Origin of the sequence: Streptomyces sp. NPDC088794 (assembly GCF_044750545.1) — a bacterium.
Lineage (GTDB): Bacteria > Actinomycetota > Actinomycetes > Streptomycetales > Streptomycetaceae > Streptomyces.
Genome location: NZ_JBIVKB010000013.1, coordinates 262,922 through 280,502, shown reverse-complemented (window position 1 = coordinate 280,502; position 17,581 = coordinate 262,922). Strand labels below are relative to the sequence as shown.

Sequence of the window (17,581 nt, the reverse complement as noted above, 5' to 3'; positions counted from 1 at the left end):
CGGGGCCTGTCGATGACGACAGAATGAAACGAACGAGAACACCGGGGCGACGCCGAAGGGACCCGCCCGAGAGGACGAGCCCAGATACGGCGGCGCGCACACAAACGATGCTCGCCCGCCGCGCACTGCCTCCCATCCGGACTTTAACCGTCGGTCCAGGAATTTCACCTGGTCAACCGGTCACTGGAAGTGACCGGGTCGCGGACTGTAACCGCCGGTTCGGACTTTCACCGACCCCGGAGTGCGCTGCTTCTGGTACACGGCCAGTCTGCCACGCCTGATCCAGGTCCATACGGGCGAACGATGTGGGGTGGCTCACAGGCGACGTCGCTGGACTTCTCAACAGGGCATTCCTTGAGGAACCCTTTGGTCTAGTCCTTTCCGCGGTACCCTGAACCGGTCCGGCGACGGTGACGACGGCCCTTGCCCGTCGCCGGGCCACCCAACGCGTGCCGCGGCGAGCGGCGAGCGGCCGATCGAGAGCGCGCACGGCTCACCGCCCCGGCGCGAACAGCTCCTCCTGCGCCCGGTCCCGCGCCGTCAGCAGCGCCCCGCGCAGCACCGCCCCACCGCCCAGCGCACCGGCCCGCACCTCCGTCGGCAGCGGTGACATCCGGCGCAGCCGCGCCTCCACCCGCCCCGCCAGCTCCGCTCCCCCGGCCTGCCCGACCTCACCGCCGAGCACCACGCAGCCGGGGTCGAGGATCGCGACGACGGAGGCGACACCGACGGCGACACGGTCGGCGAGCGCGTCGAGGAAACGGTCGGCATCGGCACCGCGATCGGTCACGGCAGCGCGTACGAGCCCCGCGGCGACCGGCTCGTACGGGCCCGCCTCCGCCGTCACCCCGTGTTCCTCGGCCAGTTCGGCGATCGCCGACGACCCCGCCAGCGTGTGGAAGCCGCCCTCGCAGTCGGTGGCGGACGGCAGGCCCGCCGTCCCCGGCACCGGCAGGAAGCCGATCTCGCCCGTGCCGCCGGAGGCACCGCGGCGCAGGGTGCCGTCCAGGACGACCGCCGCACCCGTGCCGTGGCCGAGCCAGAGCAGGACGAAGGTGTCGCGGTCCTGGGCCGCTCCGTCGCGCTGCTCGGCGAGGGCCGCGAGGTTGGTCTCGTTCTCGACGCTGACGCGGGCTTCGGGGAGCCGTTCCTGAAGGGCGGTGGCCAGTCGGCGGTGCCAGGCGGGCAGGCCGGAGGAGTCACGGAGTTCGCCGGTGACCGGATCGATCAGGCCGGGCGCGCCGATGCCGACGGTGTGCAGACGGTCGGCGCCTGCCTCCTTGACCACCCGCTCGACCAGGGCGACCGCCTGCTCCACCGCGGGTCCGGTCCCGGTGTCGTCGCCGATCGGCACGGACGCCTCGGCGAGAACCTGCCCGACGAGATCCGACACGACCACCCAGACGCCCTCGGTACGCACGTCCAGGGCGGCCAACTGGGCCCGGTCGGTGACGATCCCGTACAGCTTCGCGTTCGGCCCGCGCCGCTGCTCGCCCGCCTCGCCGACGACGGTGATCAGTCCGGAGACGGCGAGCCGTTCGACCAGGTCGGCGACCGTCGGGCGGGACAGCCCGGTCAGCTGCTTCAGCTGCCCCGCCGTCAACGGGCCCTCCTGCTGGAGCAGTTGCAGGGCGGCCCGGTCGTTGATGGCCCGGGCGGTGCTCGGTGATGCGGGCATGCCGAGATCCTTCCAGATCGGCGCTGCCGTACGGCAGTTGGGACGGGTACTCGGCCCGAGCGCCCGCGGCCATTATTGCCCTATCTATCAGGCAGGGTTCCTGATAGTTTACGCGGCGCAGGTGGGGAGCCGAAGAGATTCTGGGAGGGACCGGAGAATGAGCGACGTGGCATACGACGCGCACGAGGTGAGGCGGGCCCGGTACGCGGTGGCCGCCGTGTTCGCCGTGCACGGCGCCGTGACCGGCTCGTTCGCGACCCGTGTGCCGTGGATCCAGGAGCATGCGGATCTCAGCGCGGGCCAGCTGGGCTTCGCGCTCGCCTTCACGGCGTTCGGCGCCTCCTGCTCGATGCCGCTGGCGGGCCGCATCAGCCACCGCTTCGGCAGTCGTACGGCGCTGCGCGGTCTGCTCGCCCTGTGGACCCTGTCGCTGATCCTGCCGTCGCTCGCGCCGAACCTGTACACGCTGTGCCTGGCGATGTTCGTGTACGGCGCGAGCGCGGGCATGGCCGACGTCGCGATGAACGCGCTCGGCGTGGAGATCGAGGCGCTGCTCGGCAAGTCGATCCTGTCCGGGCTGCACGGCATGTGGAGCGCCGGCGCCCTGATCGGCTCGGCGGGCGGCACCCTCGCCGCGCACCTGGACTCGGACGCGCGCGTGCACTTCGCGCTGGCGGCGGCCACGCTCACCGCGCTCGGCATGCTGTTCTGCCGCTGGGTGCTCGACCTTCAGCCGGCCGAGGACGAGGAGCCGCCGCCGAGGTTCGCGCTGCCGCCGAAGTCGGCGCTGCTGATCGGTGCCGTCGGTTTCTGCGCGGTGTTCGCGGAGGGCGCGAGCCTGGACTGGTCGGCGGTCTATCTCCGTGACCAACTGGACTCCTCGGCGGGCCTGGCGGCGGCGTGCACGACCGGCTTCATGCTCACCATGGCGGTGGCCCGGCTGGTGGGCGACGCGGTGGTCAACCGCTTCGGCTCGGTCCGCACGGTCCGCATCGGCGGCTTCCTCGCGGCCGCGGGCGGCCTGCTCGTGGTGGTCGCGGGGCATCCGGCGGTGGCGATGACCGGGTTCGCGCTGATGGGCCTCGGCATCGCCGTGGTCGTACCGCTGTGCTTCGCGGCGGCCGGGCGCAGCGGCCCGAACCCCAGTCAGGCCATCGCGGGCGTCGCGACCATCACGTACACCTCGGGTCTGATCGCGCCGAGCCTGATCGGCGGGGTGGCGCAGGCGTCGAGCCTGGTGGTGTCGTTCGTGCTGGTGTCGGTGCTGGCGAGCGGGCTCGTCGTGTTCGCGGGGGTGCTGCGGGCCGGCGACCGGGACCGGCCGAAGGTCAGTCGGCCGAGCGCAGCAGTGCCCGACCCGCGGCCCTGAAGTCCTCGCTCCACGGCGCCGGGCGCCTGGTGACCGGGTCCAGCCGGACGAGGACCCGGGTGCCGCGGGCGTAGGTCACCGAGCCGTCCGCCGAGCAGAGGCGGAAGCCGTAGGTCAGTCCCGTGGTGCCGAGCCGGTCCAGCCACAGATGGACGGCGTACGTACCCGGCTCGGTGACCGGTGCCTCGTAGCTGATCCGGAGTTCCTTCACCGCGTTGCAGGCGTCGCCGGCCGCCACCCAGTCGCCCGCGAAGCGGAACCCGTGCTCCTCCAGGAACTCGCCCCAGGCCCGCTCGACCAGCAGCGGGTAGCGGGCGTTGTGCAGCAGGCCGAGGGCGTCCAGGTCGTCGAAGTGGACGGTGACGGGGGTGAGCCGGCCGTACGACAGAGGGGCGGAGGTCGGGGCTTCGGCGGTCACGGCGGGGCTCCTGGGCGTCACGGATGAAGCGGTGGGGACACTCCATCCTAAGCGGACGCTCAGGAGCCCCTGTCGGGAAGGGCCAGGTCAGCCCAGTGCGGTCAGCAGGCTCCGGTCGATCCACGCCGGTCGGTCGGCTCGGTCGATCCGCTCCGGTCAGCCGGCTCGGTCGATCCGTTCCGGTCGGTCGGCTCGGTCGATCCGCTCCGGTCAGCCGGCTATCGAGTCCAGCTGCTCGGCGGCCGGGCGCAGCGCCCAGAGGTCGCCGCCGGGCGGTGCCTCCAGCTTCGGCACGGCCTTCTGCGCGGCCTTGTCGCCCGCGTCCGCCGCCGCGTGCACCACGTCGCTGGCCGCGAAGCGGTAGAACTCCAGCTCCGGGTGCGGCCACGGCGCGGCTCCGGTCGCGGCCGGCAGCAGATAGTCGACCGCCTTGAACAGGCTCTGCCCGTCCGGCCCTTGATGCGCCCAGAGGTTCACGCCGACGTGCCGGCCGATGGCGGCGAGCCGGGTGTAGGCGACCAGGTCGAAGGTCGAGTAGTGCCAGCTCCGCGTCCGCGCCAGCTCCTGCGGCTGGCTCCCGTCGGCCGCGATCTGCGGGTCGAGGCGCTTGGCGGCGGCGTCGCGCACGGTCCGCCGGGCCAGGCCCGTGTCACCGGTCGCGTAGGCGAGGGCGGCGACCTGCATGTCGTAGAAGGTGCCGTGGTTGTTGGCCGCGGCCCCCTCCTGCTTGCCGAAGTCGCTGTCGACCAGCCAGTCGAGGAAGTCGGAGTTCCAGCGGTTCATTCCGGTGCGGTCGGCCTTCGTCCAGCCGGGGGCGCCGGTGGCGAGCAGCGCGAGCGCGTCGACGACGCTGGTGTACGACTGCGAGAAGTCGATGATCCCGATCGCCCGGCCGTCGTACTTGCAGGGGATGAACTGGGCGTGGTTCAGGTTGGGGTTCATCTTCGTGGCGGGGTTCAGGAACCAGGTGCGCAGGACCTGCCCGGCCTTCTCGGCGTACTTCTTCTTGCCGGTGTAGTACCAGGCGAGCGAGAGGTCGTACGTCGAGTCGAAGACCTTCTCGACGTCCTGGCGGTCGGTGCCGGTGTCGACCTCGGGGTTGCGCTGTCCGTCGCGCTGGACGTAGGGGCAGCCCCAGGGGTTGTCGGCGGTGGGGGTCGTCGACGGCCACCAGTAGGGCGCCTGGCTCAGATAGTCGTGAACATCCCCGCCGGGGGCGGGCTTCGGCTTGTCGACGACCGTCCAGGGGCCCTGGTTCAGCCAGTTGTCGGCGCGGGTCGTCAAGTTCTGTACGGAGCGGCGCAGTTGGGTGTCGCCGCGGTCGAGCCGGGATTTGGTCTGCTGGAGGCGGGCGCCGTCGAGGACGGCGGTGTCCGGGGTCCTGCCCTTGGTGTGCATGGTGTTGGTGGCTTGTGCGGAGGGGACGAGCACGGCTGCGAGAGTCACCACGGCGGCGAGAACGACGGCCGCACGGGATCTTCCACTCATCTAGACACTCCGATCCGTAGAGCGGTGGGCCAGAAAGGCGATCGGATCATGAACGGTCATGAATGTGAACAGAGTTCATGAGTAGGACCGTGCGAGCGTAGATCTCGGCCATAGCTGTGGCAATGGTCCGGACAGCATTCATGTACGGAAACGGTTTGCGGGGTCCGCTACGACGACGCCAAGTCGTACGCGTACGACGGGCTGAACGTCCCGGGGCTCCCCTTGCAGCCGTCCGACTCCCCCGGCAGCTTCACCCACAGGTAGGCGTCGATGCGGGCCTCGCCGGTGCCGAGCGTCGGCGTGCGGCCGATCTTGCGGCCCGCCGGGTCGCACCACTCGCCGTCGGCCGGGGCGCCGTTGCCGTTGCGGCTGGTGTCGATGACGGCGCCCAGACTCGCGGGGCCGCCCAGCGCGGCGAGGACCTGCCGGTCGTAGGCGATCTCGTTCGACGTGGTGTGGAAGTTGGAGACGTTGCTGAAGACGCCGTCGGAGGAGGCGGTGGAGGCGGCACCCGCCTGGCGGAGCAGTTCGGCCTGTTTGCCGGCGGGGTTCCAGCCGGAGTGGCCGGCGTCGAAGTAGACCCGCGCCCTGGGGTCGGCCGCCTTGAGGACGCGGCCGGCCCGGGCCAACGAGGCGAAGCGGTCGGCCCGTTGACCGGCGCCGAGGCAGTCGGCCTGGGCTATGGAGTCCGGCTCCAGGACGACGATGACCTCGGCGGAGCCGAGCCCGCGCGCGAAGGCGTCGATCCAGGCGTCGTACGCGTCGAGATCGGGCGCCCCGCCCTGGGAGGCACCGCCGCAGTCGCGGTCCGGGATCGCGTACGGCACGACGACCGGCACCCGGTCCTGACCGGCGGCGCCCGAGGTGACCGCGCGGACGCGGGCGGCGATGGTGTCCGGCGCGTACTCGGCGAACCACACCGCCGCCGGCCGGTCGGCGATGCGGGACTCGATGACCGGTGTGCGCGGGTCCGAGGGGTTGGCGCGCACCCAGTCCAGGATCTGGGAGTCCGGGTAGCGGTAGAGGCCTTCGGCAGCGGGGGCGGCCGGCTGCTTCTTCGACCTCTTCGGGGAGGAACTCGGGGAAGGACCCGCCTTCTTGGGCGACGGCGAGGGCGAGGCCTTGGTGCCGGTCGCCGACGGGGACGGCACCACGGGCAGGCGCTCCACCTTCGGCGAGTCGGTCACTTCGGATCCGGCCCGGTCCGTGCCGCGTCCGTCGCCGAGGGCGGACAGCATGCCGGTCGCGGTGCCGACGGCGACCACGACGGAGGCAGCGGCGAGCATGGCGGAGCGCCGGGTCGCGCGGCGGCGCTCGGCCCTGCGCTCGGCCAGCCGCTGGGCACGCAAGCCTGACACGGTGGTGTGTCCCCTCCCCCACGGCGGGTGCGTTCCCCCGTTCTGGGGAAGCGTCGGTCCCGCCGGCACTTCGGTCAGCGTATGACTGGGACCCTTCCCCCATGCCGCAATTGGAACAGATCACCACACCTGTGGACGTCGTCGTCTCCCGGATGCGCGCCCTGGACGCGGCTCTTCCGCGGCGGGACGGGATCGCGGTCTTCAACCGCGTCTACCTCGCCGTGACGGAGGCGGTCGACCGGCGGATCGACGCCGGGACCTTCAGGGACACGCGGGCCGCGATCACGCTGGACGTGCGGTTCGCGGAGCGGTACCTGGCCGCCGTGGAGGCGGCGACGGACGACCGGCGCCCGCCCGCCTGTTGGCGCCCGCTGTTCCAGCTCCGCCGTCATCCCGGCGTACGCCCGCTGCAGTTCGCCCTCGCGGGCATCAATGCGCACATCGGCCACGATCTGGCGCTCGCCGTGGTGGACACGTGTCGTACGCTCGGCTGCGAACCCGCCGAGGTGGAGGACGAGTTCGACCGCGTGGGTGATCTCCTCGTCTCGCTGGAGGAGCGCATCCGCGAAGATCTGATGCCGGGCCCCGACCTCTTCCAGATCGCCGACCCGCTCACCCACCTGCTCGGTTCGTGGAGTCTGGACCGTGCCCGGGACGCCACCTGGACGGCGGCCCGGGCCCTGTGGGCGCTGCGCGGACTGCCCGATGTGGCCGAGGAGTTCACCGAGCGGCTGGACGCGGCGGTGGGCTTCGCGAGCCGCATGATGCTCACGCCGCTGCCCGACTGACACCGGCGCCGCGTCCCCGCTCAGTCCTCCGGCAGCTCCACCGGCGCGATCTCGTCGTACACGTCACCCGGACCCGGGTTGGTCGCGTCCGTCCCGCCGCCGAAGTGGTGCATGACGCCCCACACCGCGTTCAGCGCGGTCTGGATCGCGCCCTCGGCCCAGCCGGCCGTCCAGGAGATGTCGTCGCCGGCCAGGAAGATGCCCCGCTTGTCCGCGGGCAGCCGGTCCTGCATGAAGTGCGTGAACAGGCGCCGCTGGTAGCGGTAGTGACCGGGCAGGTTGGCCTTGAACGCGCCCATGAAATAAGGCTCGTTCTCCCAGGAGACGGTCACCGGGTTGCCGATGACGTGTTTCCTGATGTCGACCTTCGGATAGATCTCGCCGAGCGACTTCAGCATGACCTCCATCCGCTCGTTGGCCGACAGCGGCAGCCACTTGAGGCTGTCGTCGCACCAGGTGTACGAGAGGCAGATGACCGCAGGCTTGTCCGGACCGTCGTCCAGGAGGTAAGTCCCGCGCGTCATACGGTCGGTGAGGGTCATCGACATGACGTCCCGGCCGGTCGGGTTCCCCCTGTCGTCGACGGCCTTGTCCAACCAGAACGGCCGGTCCACAGGCACGAAGAGCTTCGAGCTCTCCATGTAATGCGTGCGCTCGATCGCCGTCCAGTGGTCGATCGGGAAGAGCGAGTCGTCGCAGGCGATCTTGGAGAGCAGCATCCAGGACTGGGCGGTGAAGATCGCCGCCTGGTAGGTGCGGATGTCGCCGTTCGCGTCCGTCACCGTGATCCGGTTGCCGGCGCTGCGGTGCAGCCGGGTCACCGCGGGGCGGGGCTCGCCGTTCACGTGCAGGGACGCCAGCGAGGTGCCGTAGGGCCAGTGCACGATCTTCTGCGGCTCGCGTTCCCAGAGCCTGACCGGGAGTTGCTGGGAGCCGCCGACGATGCCGCGGTGGTGGTCGTCGGCCTCGGTGTAGACGACCCGCAGGATCTCCAGGATGGAGTTGGGGAAGTCGGTGTCCCAGCCGCCGGTGCCGAAGCCGACCTGGCCGAAGATCTCGCGGTGCCGGAAGGACTTGAAGGCCTCGGAGTCGCAGAGGAAGCCGTAGAAGGTCTGGTTGTCGAGCCGTTCGACCAGCTTCGCCCAGATCTCGCGGATGCGCGGCACGTCCCGCTCGCGCAGGGCGCGGTTCATGTCGGAGAAGTCGGCGCCCTCTTCGAGGCACCTGTTCCAGGCGGTGGCGACATCGCGGTAGACCTGGGGCAGATCGGCGACCGTCTCGGCGTAGTGCGACTCGCCCTTGAGGTCGACGACGGTCGAAGGGGTGGCCTCCGCAAGGGGGTTGGGGAACGGCCGGGTCTTCAGTTCCACCAGGTCGATGTAGTGCTGGAGGGCGGTGGAGGAGGGCGGGAAGCGCATCGCGCCCATCTCGGCGGTCAGTTCCTCGGTGCCGGGGCCGTCGAAGCCGACGGTGCGCAGCCGGCCGCCGATCCGGTCGGCCTCGTAGACGACCGGCTTGAGGCCCATCTTCATCAGCTCGTACGCGGCCACGATGCCGGACAACCCGCCGCCGATGACGGCGACTTCGGTGCCGTGCTCGGTCGCCGGTATCTGGCCGAGGCCCGCCGGGTGGGCCAGGAAGTCGTCGTAGGCGTAGGGGAAGTCCGGCCCGAACATGGTGATCGGCGGCTGCTGCTGCTCGTCGGCGTGCTCGACGGCGTTGGGCACCGTGGACGTCATGGGGTGGGACTCCTTGCGCGAAAAGCTGGAAAAGACCGAAGGTGAAGGGAAGTTGGGGGGAAGGCCCGCGTCAGGACAGCGACCCGTAGAGACCGGGGCGGCGGTCCGTCAGATACGGGTTCGCGGCACGGGAGGCGTTGAGCTGGGCGCGGTCGACGTCGGCGAAGGTCAGTTCCTCGCCGACTCCCGCCCGGGCGCGGGCGATGCCGTCGGGCCCGGCCAGCGTGGAGAGGCCGAAGAAGTCGAACTCCCCTTCCCGGCCGATCCGGTTGACGTACGCCACGTACATCTGGTTCTCCCAGGCCCGCACCGGGATCACCGACTCGGCGACGATCTGGAACGGGTGCATGTTCGCCGTCGGGACGAGCAGGAGGTCGGTACCGGCGAGGGCGTGGGCGCGGACGGGCTCCGGGAACTCGACGTCGTAGCAGATCATCAGTCCGACGGTCAGGCCGTCCAACTCGGCCTGGACGACCGGCTGTTCGCCCGGTGTGAAGTGGTCGCGCTCGAAGCCGCCGAAGAGGTGGGTCTTGCGGTAGTTGGCGAGGCGGGTGCCGTCGGCGGAGATCAGCTGGGCGGAGTTGAAGACGGCTTCGCCGTCCCGCTCGGGGTAGCCGTAGGCGATGGCGAGTCCGTGCCGACCGGTGATCTCGGCGATCGCGTCGGCCGACTCCCCGTCGGCGGACTCGGCGAGGCGGCCGATGTCGTCGCCGATCGCGTACCCGGTGAGGAACATCTCCGGCGCCGTGAGCAGCGCCGCACCCGCGGCGGCGGCCCGGCCCGCGGCCTCGTCGAGGACCTTCAGGTTCTCGACGATCGAGCCGGGGCGGCCGGAGCTCTGGAGCAGGGCGGTGCGCATGCGTGTTCCTCACCAGGACGAGAGGGGCGAAGTGCCGGAAAAGATGGAAGGGCCACCTATGGGACCCACTTAGACGGTACGGGCGTGGACGGCGGCGCGACAAGAAGGAGCCGTTGCGCGCCGGTGAGCGGTTCGTTGCGCGGGCCACCCGTCCGGCGGAGATTCGTTGCGCGCCCCGGGGACCACCTCCGGTCCTCCTTGGGACGCAGGTCACAGCCGGTTCCCCGCCGGACGGCGGAGGTGGGGTGCCTACTCGGGCGCGATGTGGCGGCGGGGTGGCGCCGGGAGAGTGGTGACCGTCCGCTTCACCTGCAGAAAGGTCCGTCATGCAGCGTCGTACGAAGGTCGCCGTGCTCGGGGTCGCGCTCCTGCTCACCGTCGGTCTGACGGGTTCCGCCGTGGCGGCGGGATCCGCCACGGCGTCCGGCGCCGAGGGCAGGCCGCAGCGCGAGGCCGCCGCCCTCACCGGTACCGCGAAGCTCTACCGCTCGCTCGGCGACGACATCACCTTCTCCTTCGACGCCCACCTCGCGGCGAAGGACAACGCCGACCCGATGAAGGCCACCGGCACCTTCGAGTGGAGCCACTATCTGAACGGCGACGGCGCCTGGGCGAAGGCCAAGGTCGACTGCCTGGTCACCGGCGGCAAGGTGGCCGTCGTCTCCGGCATCGTCACCGACTCCGACCTCCCCGTCGCCAAGGGCACCCGGGTCGGCGTCACGGTCCACGACCTGGGCCGGCACGACCGGCTCGGCTACAGCTGGGCCACGACCGAGGACCTGGGCCCCAAGGACCTGCCCAAATGCATCAGTTCGGCCCCGTTCGAGAAGGTGAAGCAGGGCACGGGCGACTTCACGGTGGTGCCGTGGGAGCCGAACTTCTAGACCCGGGGTCCTGAAGCAGACACAGGACCCTGAAGCTCCCCGCGTTCGGAGCGCTAGATCTCCCGCAACCGCTCGACGATCTCCCGCAGCAACTCGGGGTCGGCGGCCGGCAGCACCGTCGACGCCGGCCGAGGCGGGTCGATCCGTACGAGACCGGCCTCGGCCAGATCGCCGAGCAGGACGCGTACGACGGTCAGCGCCAGGTCGGCGTCCGCGGCGAGCTCCACGACGGGCCGCGGGCCGCGCCGGAGCAGCGCCAGCAGACACGCGGCCGCGTGGTCGGGGCCCGGTGCCCTACCGGCCGGGTGCAGCGCCGTGACCTGCGACATGAGGTCGATGTGATGCCGGCCGGAGGGGCGGGTGCGGCCCCGGGTGACGGTGTAGGGGCGTACCAGTGCCCCGGTCTCGCCCTCGTACCAGTGCTCGTCTCTCACCGTCGGGTCACGGGCCTGCCGGGGCCTCGGCCGACCGTACGGCGGCGGCCAGGTGGCGGCCCACGCGGCGGACCAGGAGGCCCATCTCGTGGGCGAGTTGACCGACGTCCGTCCGGGCCTCGCTCAGCACGGCCAGCCGGCTGCCGTCGCCTGCCGGGGTGATGAAGAGGTAGGCGTCGTCGAGCATCACCATGGTCTGCCGGATCTCCCCCGCCCCGAACCGCTCTCCCGCCGAACCGGCCAGTCCGTGGAAGCCGGCGCAGATCGCGGCGAGGTGTTCGATGTCCCGGGCGCGCATGCCGTCCGAGGCGCTGAGCGGCAGGCCGTCCGCCGTGAGCAGCACGGCCTGGCGGACCTGGCCGGTCCGGGCGACGAGGTCGTCGAGCAGCCAGCCGAGGCCGGTGCCCGGGGTGTCGGCGGGGGTGGCGGGACTGAGGGCGGGTTCAGGGGTCCTCCGGTCACGGGGCATCGGGGGGCCTTGCCTTTCTCGTTGTCGGTTCGCCACGTGGGGTCGGAGTCCAGGGGGCAAGCCTCGGCGGCCTCGGGCGAGACCCGGTCGGAAGGCCCCGAAGGCGGCGCGCGTCTCCTCGGAGTTCTCCTCGCGCGGGGCCGCGAGGGCCACGCGGGGAGGCCGAGACGTGCCGTCCTCGCCCTCAGCCAACACCCCTTCGGGCAGCAGCACCAGCGCCTGCGTGACCGGCTGCCCGAGAGGTGCGGAATTCCTTGCGGATGACGTTACCGACTGTTCCTACTCACCGGTAGTGAATCGTCGCACAAGCTACGGGACCGTCCGCCGGGACCGCGCCGACCGGCCGACGGCCAGCACCGCCGCCGTCACGAGATACGGCACCGCGAACAGCGCGAAAGCGGTGCCGTTGGAGGCGCCCGTGGCGATCGTCGCGTACCCGGCGTAGACGGCGACCGTGCCCAGTTCGGTGCCCAGGCTCGCGACCGAGGTCAGGGTGGCCCGGCCGGCGTCGTCGTCGATGCGCTGCTGGAGCCGGACGTCGGCCAGCACGGTCGCCAGCTGGAAGCCGCCGAAGGCCACCGCCACCAGGCCGAGACCGGCCGTCGTCCGCGTCAGCGCCCCCGCGGCCAGGGCGATCCCGGCACCGGCGAGCACCACCGCGAGTCCCGCCGTACCCAACCGCTCGAAGGATCCGGCGAGCAGGCTCCCGGCCGTGGCCCCGGTCCAGATCAGCAACAGCAGATACGGCACCGCCGTCTCCGCGACGCCGGTGTCGCGCACCAGCAGGGGTGTGTACTCGTCGAGGGCGCCCCAGACGGCACCCACCGCCGGGATCAGCAGGAGCGCCCCGCGCAGCGACCGGTCCTTGCGGACCTCGGCGAGCCCGGAGCGCAGGGTCGCCGCCCAACTCCCGCCTCCGGAAGGGGAGACGACCCGGTGCTCCGGGAACCGCGTCGCCGTCGCCGCGGTCGCCAGACAGGCCAGCACGCTCGCCGCGCCCACGGCCGGGTAGCCGCCCCACGCGAAGACCGGACCGGCGAGCCCCATCGACGCCATCACCGCGACCAGGCCCGCGGCCCGGGCCCGGCCCATCACGCGTGCGTACCCGTCGCCCGCACCCAGGTGCTCCAGTTCCTCGTAGACAAGCGCCTCCAGCGCGCCGGAACCCAGCGCTCCGCGCGCGCCCCACAGCACGAAGCCGAGGGCGAAGGCCCAGTACGAGGGCGTGAGCACCCACAGGGCGAAGCCGGCCGCGGTGAACAGCGGACCGAGCCACAGCAGCAGCTTCCGGGACACGGCGTCGGCCCAGGCGCCCGAGGGCACCTCCAGGAACACGCCGGTCAGCGACCAGAGGGCGAAGAGGGACGAGATCTGCCAGACGGACAGTCCGGTGTCGCTGAACAGCAGCGCGTACACCGGGTAGAGCAGGACGAAGTCGTCCAGGAACGCATAGCCGTACAGCGTGGCCGTGAGCCGGCGGACGCCGGTGCCGACGGGCACACGCGCAGGTGAGAGTGTCATGAGGCCTTCCCGCAGGGACGGATCGGATGCCGGAGGTACGGCGTCCGAGGCGGTCCTCGGGAGGCACGGCTGGTGGATCAATGTCGCCAGGTCATGTCACCGATGGTAGACACGGTCGGCGGATCCGTCCGGGGATTACTCCCGGGATTACGTGGGCGAGCCCGACGAGAAGCGGCGCAGCAGCGGTGACAGCACCAGCACCGACTTGGTGCGCTCGACGAACGGCTCCCCGGCGATCCGTTCCAGGACCCGCTCGAAGTGCCGCATGTCGGAGGCGAAGACCTGCACGACGGCGTCCGCGTCACCGGTGACGGTCGAGGCGGCCACGACCTCCTGGTAGCGCTCCAGGCCCCGCTGGATGGTCTCCGGGGAGGTGTTGGACCGGCAGTAGATCTCGACGAACCCCTCGGTCTCCCAGCCGAGCGCCGCCGGGTCCACCCGCACGGTGAAGCCGGTGATGGCGCCGCTGGCCCGCAGCCGGTCCACCCGCCGCTTCACGGCGGGCGCCGACAGGCCGATCAGCTGCCCGATGTCCGCGTAGGAGCGGCGGGCGTCCTCGGCGAGGGCGTGCACGATGCGTTCGTCGAGATCGTTCAGCACAGTGGGTCGTTCACTTCTCGGGTGGCGCGAATACGGAAGCGGCGGCGGCCGTTGGTGATGCGGCGCCGACCGTATACGAAGTAGACCACGGGCGAGCACTGCTCAGCGCTCGTCCGGCTCCCCGGCGAGAGCGCGCGCCTCGGCGGCGTCGGCCGCGTCGAACCCCAGCTGCCCGGGCCGCCCGTGGGCCGCCTCCTGCGTGTCGATCCACCGGGTGTGCGCCTCCCACGCGGCCTGCTTGCTGGTGCCGAGCGCGGCCCCGATCTGCGACCAGGAGGCCCCGGCCTCCCGAGCCGCCCGAACCGTCAACTGCCGCCCGTACGCGGCCTTCTGGGCCACGACCTCGCTCAGCGCGAGCAGTTCGAGCAGCTCGGCCCGTTCGAGGTCTTCCGGTCCCAGAGACTCGCGGATGCGCAGATCGTCGAGGCGGGCGACGGCGGTGAGCAGGGTGTGCTGCGGCTCGATGCTCCGGGGTGTCGTCATGGCTCCAGATTCTCGTCAAGCAGGCTTGACGTCAAGGGGGCTTGACGCGTCGTGTCTGAGGCCGCATCCCATCCCTCGGCCCCGGACACACCGACGGCCCCCGTCGTCCGACAGGGGCCGTCGTCCGACAGGGGCCGTCGAGAAGGGACTCGGGTCAGCTCCAGCTGGCGTGCAGCGGCTTGCCCTCGGCGTAGCCGGCCGCGCTCTGGATGCCGACGACCGCCTTCTCGGCGAACTCCTCCAGGGAGCCGGCGCCGGCGTAGGTGCAGGAGGAGCGGACGCCCGCGATGATCGAGTCGATCAGGTCCTCGACGCCCGGCCGGGCCGGGTCGAGGAACATGCGGGAGGTGGAGATGCCCTCCTCGAACAGCGCCTTGCGGGCCCGGTCGTACGCCGACTCGTCCGAGGTGCGGTTGCGCACGGCCCGCGCGGACGCCATGCCGAAGGACTCCTTGTAGAGCCGCCCGTTGGCATCCTGCTGGAGGTCGCCCGGCGACTCGTACGTGCCCGCGAACCAGGAGCCGATCATCACGTTCGACGCCCCGGCGGCCAGCGCCATCGCGACGTCACGCGGGTGCCGGACACCGCCGTCGGCCCACACGTGCTTGCCGTACTTCTTCGCCTCGGCCGCGCACTCAAGCACCGCGGAGAACTGCGGCCGGCCGACGCCGGTCATCATCCGGGTGGTGCACATCGCGCCCGGGCCCACCCCGACCTTGATGATGTCGGCGCCCGCCTCGATCAGGTCCCGGACCCCCTCCGCGGCGACAATGTTGCCGGCCGCGATCGGGACCCGCGGGTCGAGGGCGCGTACCTGCTTGATCGCGCTGATCATCGACTCCTGGTGGCCGTGGGCCGTGTCGATGACGAGCGTGTCGACGCCCGCGTCCAGCAGCTGCTTCGCCTTCTGCACGAAGTCGCCGTTGATGCCGACGGCGGCAGCGATGCGCAGCTTGCCGTGCGCGTCGGTGGCCGGGGTGTAGAGCGTGGCGCGCAGGGCGCCCTTGCGGGTGAGGATGCCGGCGAGCCGGCCGTCCTTGTCGACCGCCGGCGCGTACCGCCGGTTCGCCGCGTCGAGCCGGTTGAAGGCCTCGCCCGGGTCGATGTCCGCGTCGAGCAGCAGCAGGTCGCGGGACATGACCAGGTCGATCTGGGTGAAGCGGTCGACGCCGGTCAGGTCCTGGTCGGTGACGACGCCGACCGGCCGCCCGCTGTCGTCGACGACCACACCGGCGTTGTGCGCACGCTTGGGCAGCAGGGCGAGCGCGTCGGCGACGGTCTGGTGCGGGGTCAGCCGGATCGGGGTGTCCAGAACCAGGTGGCGGCTCTTCACCCAGGAGACGACGTCGGTGACGACCTCGATCGGGATGTCCTGCGGAATGACCACGAGCCCACCGCGCCGGGCCACGGTCTCGGCCATGCGCCGGCCGGCGATCGCGGTCATGTTGGCGACGACCAGCGGGATCGTGGTGCCCGTGCCGTCCGGGGAGCTGAGATCCACGCCCTGCCGCGAGCCGACCGCGCTACGGCTCGGGACCATGAAGACGTCGTCGTAGGTCAGGTCGTACGGGGGCTGGATGTCGTTGAGGAAACGCACGTGCTGCACATCCCAGTCGATCAGAGGTGGTCCCCGGACAGGTCAGCCAGGGGGAAGAGCACGTACTTCATTGTCCCATGTCGGCGGGTATGCGCTGCCTGGTCGGAACGTCCAGGCGGGTGGGCGGCCCGTTCGTCGCATCCTCCCAGACCTGGGCGGCCCCCCGGGCGGACCCGGGGACCACCCCCGGCCGCCACCCCGGCCACCGGGTCCCGGGATCCCGGGGCGGCCCTGGAGCCCGTCACTGACGCGGTCCCCCGGCCGGTCTCCCTACGTTGGCGGCCGGAGCCCAGGTGAGGGCCCGGCCGACCACGGTCGCCGCGACCGGGAGGAGCTGATGAGCATGCAGCAGTACGGGCTCACCCCCTACCACGAGAGCGAGTCCTACGAGCAGGAGCTGGAGTTCGGCGCGGAGGCGCAGATCCCCGGCGAGTACGAGAGGCAGGGGGCCGGCGAGTACGAGACGCAGGGCGCCGAGGCGGAGTTCGGCGCGCACGCGGAACAGCCCGAGTTCGCCGGTCACGGGGAGGCCGGGTTCGGCGCTCACGGCGAGGGCGAGCTGCACGAAGGAGGGCAGTTCCACGAAGGCGCCTTCCACGAGGGCGCTCAGTTCGGGGAAGTGGGCCACGCCGAGGCGGAGGGCCCGCTGGGCGAGCACGAAGAGCTCCAACTGGCCGCGGAACTCCTGGAGGGTCACGCTCAGTCGAGTGCCATCAGGACGACCAGCCCGGTCTCGCTGTCACGCCAGCGCGCCGCCGCGTCGGCGAAGAGCTCCTGCAGAATGCCCCACTCCTCGGGGCGGACGGTCGCGTACGCCTGCCAGTTCCGGACGAGGATCAGCCGCCCCCGTTGCGCGGGCCACCACTCCAGGTCGCTCAAGCAGTCGGCCAGGGCGTCCCAGTTGGCGCCGAACCAGTCGGGCAGCCGCAGGGCGACCGCGCAGGCCCGCATGAGACCGGCCTTGTCCGAGACTCCGGACAGATCCAGTACGGCCGTCTCCCAGCCCGCGTCACGCGCCTCGCGCAGCGCCGCGTCGGCCGTCATGCCTGCGGGCCAGGACAGGACTCCCGCGGACGCGTTGCCCTTGAGCACCTGCGTGAGCCGGTCGTCCGTCATCTCAGTACCGCCCTGAACGAGTTGTGGTGATCACCCACGTAGTTGTATCCCGGCCCAGGGCCCCGCACCACTACCCTCGACCGACTCGACGCCGACCCACAAGTGCGCCCGGATCGCCGACCGGCACCGGCACAGCCCTACGCGCCGCGCTCGACCCGGTCCAGCGTCTCCTCCAGGCCGGCCAGGTCCGGATGGGACCGGAGGTCCGCGAGTTCCGACTCCCGTCTGGCGCGCAGGAACTCGTGCATCTCCTCGGTGTAGGCGTCGGTCAACTCCTGTGGTGTGACGGCGAGTCCGGCCGCCATGCTCGCCGTGATCGCGGCGTCCAGGCCACCGGACAGGGCCATCGACGTGACGATCAGGAGCGTCGCGCGCATACCGGCGGCCTCCACGTCGTACCCGGCCGACCGGGCGTGGCCCAGCAGCCATTGAGCGAAGTGGGTCTTCGCTGCCTCTTCCCCGTACATGAGCTCTCCCTGCGTCGAGCCGGGTGGTCGCCCGGTGATTGTTCTTACGTACGCGAAGCCCCAGAACGCACCTCCGGGCCCGTCCACCACCGTCATCGGCGATATCTCGAACCCACGTGCTGAGCAAAATCAGCGGCCTCAGCGGCACCCTGAACGGGGTCGTACGCGGCCTGGGCGGGCCCCCGGACGGACGACGGACGCAGTGCGCGCGCCCTGTTCCGGGCTCCCTCCGACGGGCCCTCACCCGCCCGTACACGACCTCCACAAGAGGGCTCTGACCTGGTGTTTTCCTGGATTTCTCCTAGGGTGGAGA

At 71.4% G+C, this 17,581-nt stretch carries 18 protein-coding genes and 1 riboswitch; of the genes, 3 read left to right on the top strand and 15 right to left on the bottom strand.

What is annotated here, in order from left to right; all coding sequences use genetic code 11:
• Positions 1-118: 118 nt before the first annotated feature.
• Positions 119-249: riboswitch (FMN riboswitch) on the bottom strand.
• A 244-nt stretch (positions 250-493) separates the two neighbouring features.
• Positions 494-1,678: an ROK family transcriptional regulator gene (locus tag ACIP6U_RS32755; protein WP_401725396.1), complete on the bottom strand. Its 1,185-nt coding sequence runs from the start codon at positions 1,676-1,678 to the stop codon at positions 494-496.
• A gap of 157 nt (positions 1,679-1,835) precedes the next feature.
• On the opposite strand from ACIP6U_RS32755, the gene ACIP6U_RS32750 reads away from it, so the two are divergent.
• A complete protein-coding gene (locus ACIP6U_RS32750; protein WP_401725393.1) occupies positions 1,836-3,047 on the top strand; it encodes an MFS transporter in 1,212 nt (403 codons plus the stop codon).
• Here ACIP6U_RS32750 and ACIP6U_RS32745 read toward each other — a convergent pair.
• The 3 genes from ACIP6U_RS32745 to ACIP6U_RS32735 form a co-directional block, all read right to left on the bottom strand.
• Positions 3,007-3,465, bottom strand: a complete 459-nt coding sequence (locus tag ACIP6U_RS32745) for an acyl-CoA thioesterase (protein WP_401725391.1) — start codon at positions 3,463-3,465, stop codon at positions 3,007-3,009. The two genes, ACIP6U_RS32750 and ACIP6U_RS32745, sit on opposite strands and share 41 nt — an antisense overlap.
• 210 nt (positions 3,466-3,675) lie before the next feature.
• On the bottom strand, positions 3,676-4,953 hold the full coding sequence (locus ACIP6U_RS32740) for an alginate lyase family protein (RefSeq protein WP_401725389.1): 1,278 nt from the start codon (positions 4,951-4,953) through the stop codon (positions 3,676-3,678).
• A gap of 167 nt (positions 4,954-5,120) precedes the next feature.
• On the bottom strand, positions 5,121-6,239 hold the full coding sequence (locus ACIP6U_RS32735; RefSeq protein WP_401725620.1) for a glycoside hydrolase family 6 protein: 1,119 nt from the start codon (positions 6,237-6,239) through the stop codon (positions 5,121-5,123).
• A 173-nt stretch (positions 6,240-6,412) separates the two neighbouring features.
• Here ACIP6U_RS32735 and ACIP6U_RS32730 point away from each other — a divergent pair, with 173 nt between their 5' ends.
• Positions 6,413-7,099 (top strand): DUF5995 family protein, encoded by a 687-nt coding sequence (locus ACIP6U_RS32730; RefSeq protein WP_401725386.1) that lies wholly within the window; start codon positions 6,413-6,415, stop codon positions 7,097-7,099.
• Positions 7,100-7,119: 20 nt separating this feature from the next.
• Here the strand turns inward: ACIP6U_RS32730 and ACIP6U_RS32725 are convergent, their stop codons facing one another.
• On the bottom strand, positions 7,120-8,838 hold the full coding sequence (locus ACIP6U_RS32725; protein ID WP_401725384.1) for a flavin monoamine oxidase family protein: 1,719 nt from the start codon (positions 8,836-8,838) through the stop codon (positions 7,120-7,122).
• Positions 8,839-8,908: 70 nt separating this feature from the next.
• A complete protein-coding gene (locus ACIP6U_RS32720) occupies positions 8,909-9,697 on the bottom strand; it encodes a carbon-nitrogen hydrolase family protein (protein ID WP_401725381.1) in 789 nt (262 codons plus the stop codon).
• Between the two features lie 326 nt (positions 9,698-10,023).
• Between ACIP6U_RS32720 and ACIP6U_RS32715 the strand changes: the two genes are divergently transcribed.
• Positions 10,024-10,581 carry a Repetin gene (locus tag ACIP6U_RS32715; RefSeq protein ID WP_401725379.1) on the top strand — a complete coding sequence of 186 codons (558 nt, stop codon included), beginning with the start codon at positions 10,024-10,026 and terminating at the stop codon, positions 10,579-10,581.
• Between the two features lie 53 nt (positions 10,582-10,634).
• Here the strand turns inward: ACIP6U_RS32715 and ACIP6U_RS32710 are convergent, their stop codons facing one another.
• The 9 genes from ACIP6U_RS32710 to ACIP6U_RS32670 form a co-directional block, all read right to left on the bottom strand.
• Positions 10,635-11,015 carry a DUF742 domain-containing protein gene (locus ACIP6U_RS32710; RefSeq protein WP_401725376.1) on the bottom strand — a complete coding sequence of 127 codons (381 nt, stop codon included), beginning with the start codon at positions 11,013-11,015 and terminating at the stop codon, positions 10,635-10,637.
• 7 nt (positions 11,016-11,022) lie between these two features.
• Positions 11,023-11,484 (bottom strand): roadblock/LC7 domain-containing protein, encoded by a 462-nt coding sequence (locus ACIP6U_RS32705; protein ID WP_401725374.1) that lies wholly within the window; start codon positions 11,482-11,484, stop codon positions 11,023-11,025.
• 309 nt (positions 11,485-11,793) lie between these two features.
• Positions 11,794-13,005: an MFS transporter gene (locus tag ACIP6U_RS32700; RefSeq protein WP_401725371.1), complete on the bottom strand. Its 1,212-nt coding sequence runs from the start codon at positions 13,003-13,005 to the stop codon at positions 11,794-11,796.
• Between the two features lie 147 nt (positions 13,006-13,152).
• Entirely contained in the window at positions 13,153-13,605 is a 453-nt protein-coding gene (locus ACIP6U_RS32695; protein ID WP_401725368.1) for an Lrp/AsnC family transcriptional regulator, read from the bottom strand.
• Between the two features lie 102 nt (positions 13,606-13,707).
• Positions 13,708-14,088, bottom strand: a complete 381-nt coding sequence (locus ACIP6U_RS32690) for a hypothetical protein (protein ID WP_401725365.1) — start codon at positions 14,086-14,088, stop codon at positions 13,708-13,710.
• A 154-nt stretch (positions 14,089-14,242) separates the two neighbouring features.
• Positions 14,243-15,685: a GuaB1 family IMP dehydrogenase-related protein gene (locus ACIP6U_RS32685; RefSeq protein ID WP_401725618.1), complete on the bottom strand. Its 1,443-nt coding sequence runs from the start codon at positions 15,683-15,685 to the stop codon at positions 14,243-14,245.
• Positions 15,686-15,926: 241 nt separating this feature from the next.
• Positions 15,927-16,382: a hypothetical protein gene (locus tag ACIP6U_RS32680; RefSeq protein ID WP_401725362.1), complete on the bottom strand. Its 456-nt coding sequence runs from the start codon at positions 16,380-16,382 to the stop codon at positions 15,927-15,929.
• A 2-nt stretch (positions 16,383-16,384) separates the two neighbouring features.
• The gene (locus ACIP6U_RS32675) at positions 16,385-16,801 is read right to left on the bottom strand and encodes a barstar family protein (protein ID WP_401725359.1); all 417 of its coding nucleotides are present in this window, start codon (positions 16,799-16,801) and stop codon (positions 16,385-16,387) included.
• A gap of 137 nt (positions 16,802-16,938) precedes the next feature.
• The gene (locus ACIP6U_RS32670) at positions 16,939-17,268 is read right to left on the bottom strand and encodes a hypothetical protein (protein WP_401725356.1); all 330 of its coding nucleotides are present in this window, start codon (positions 17,266-17,268) and stop codon (positions 16,939-16,941) included.
• Positions 17,269-17,581: the final 313 nt, after the last annotated feature.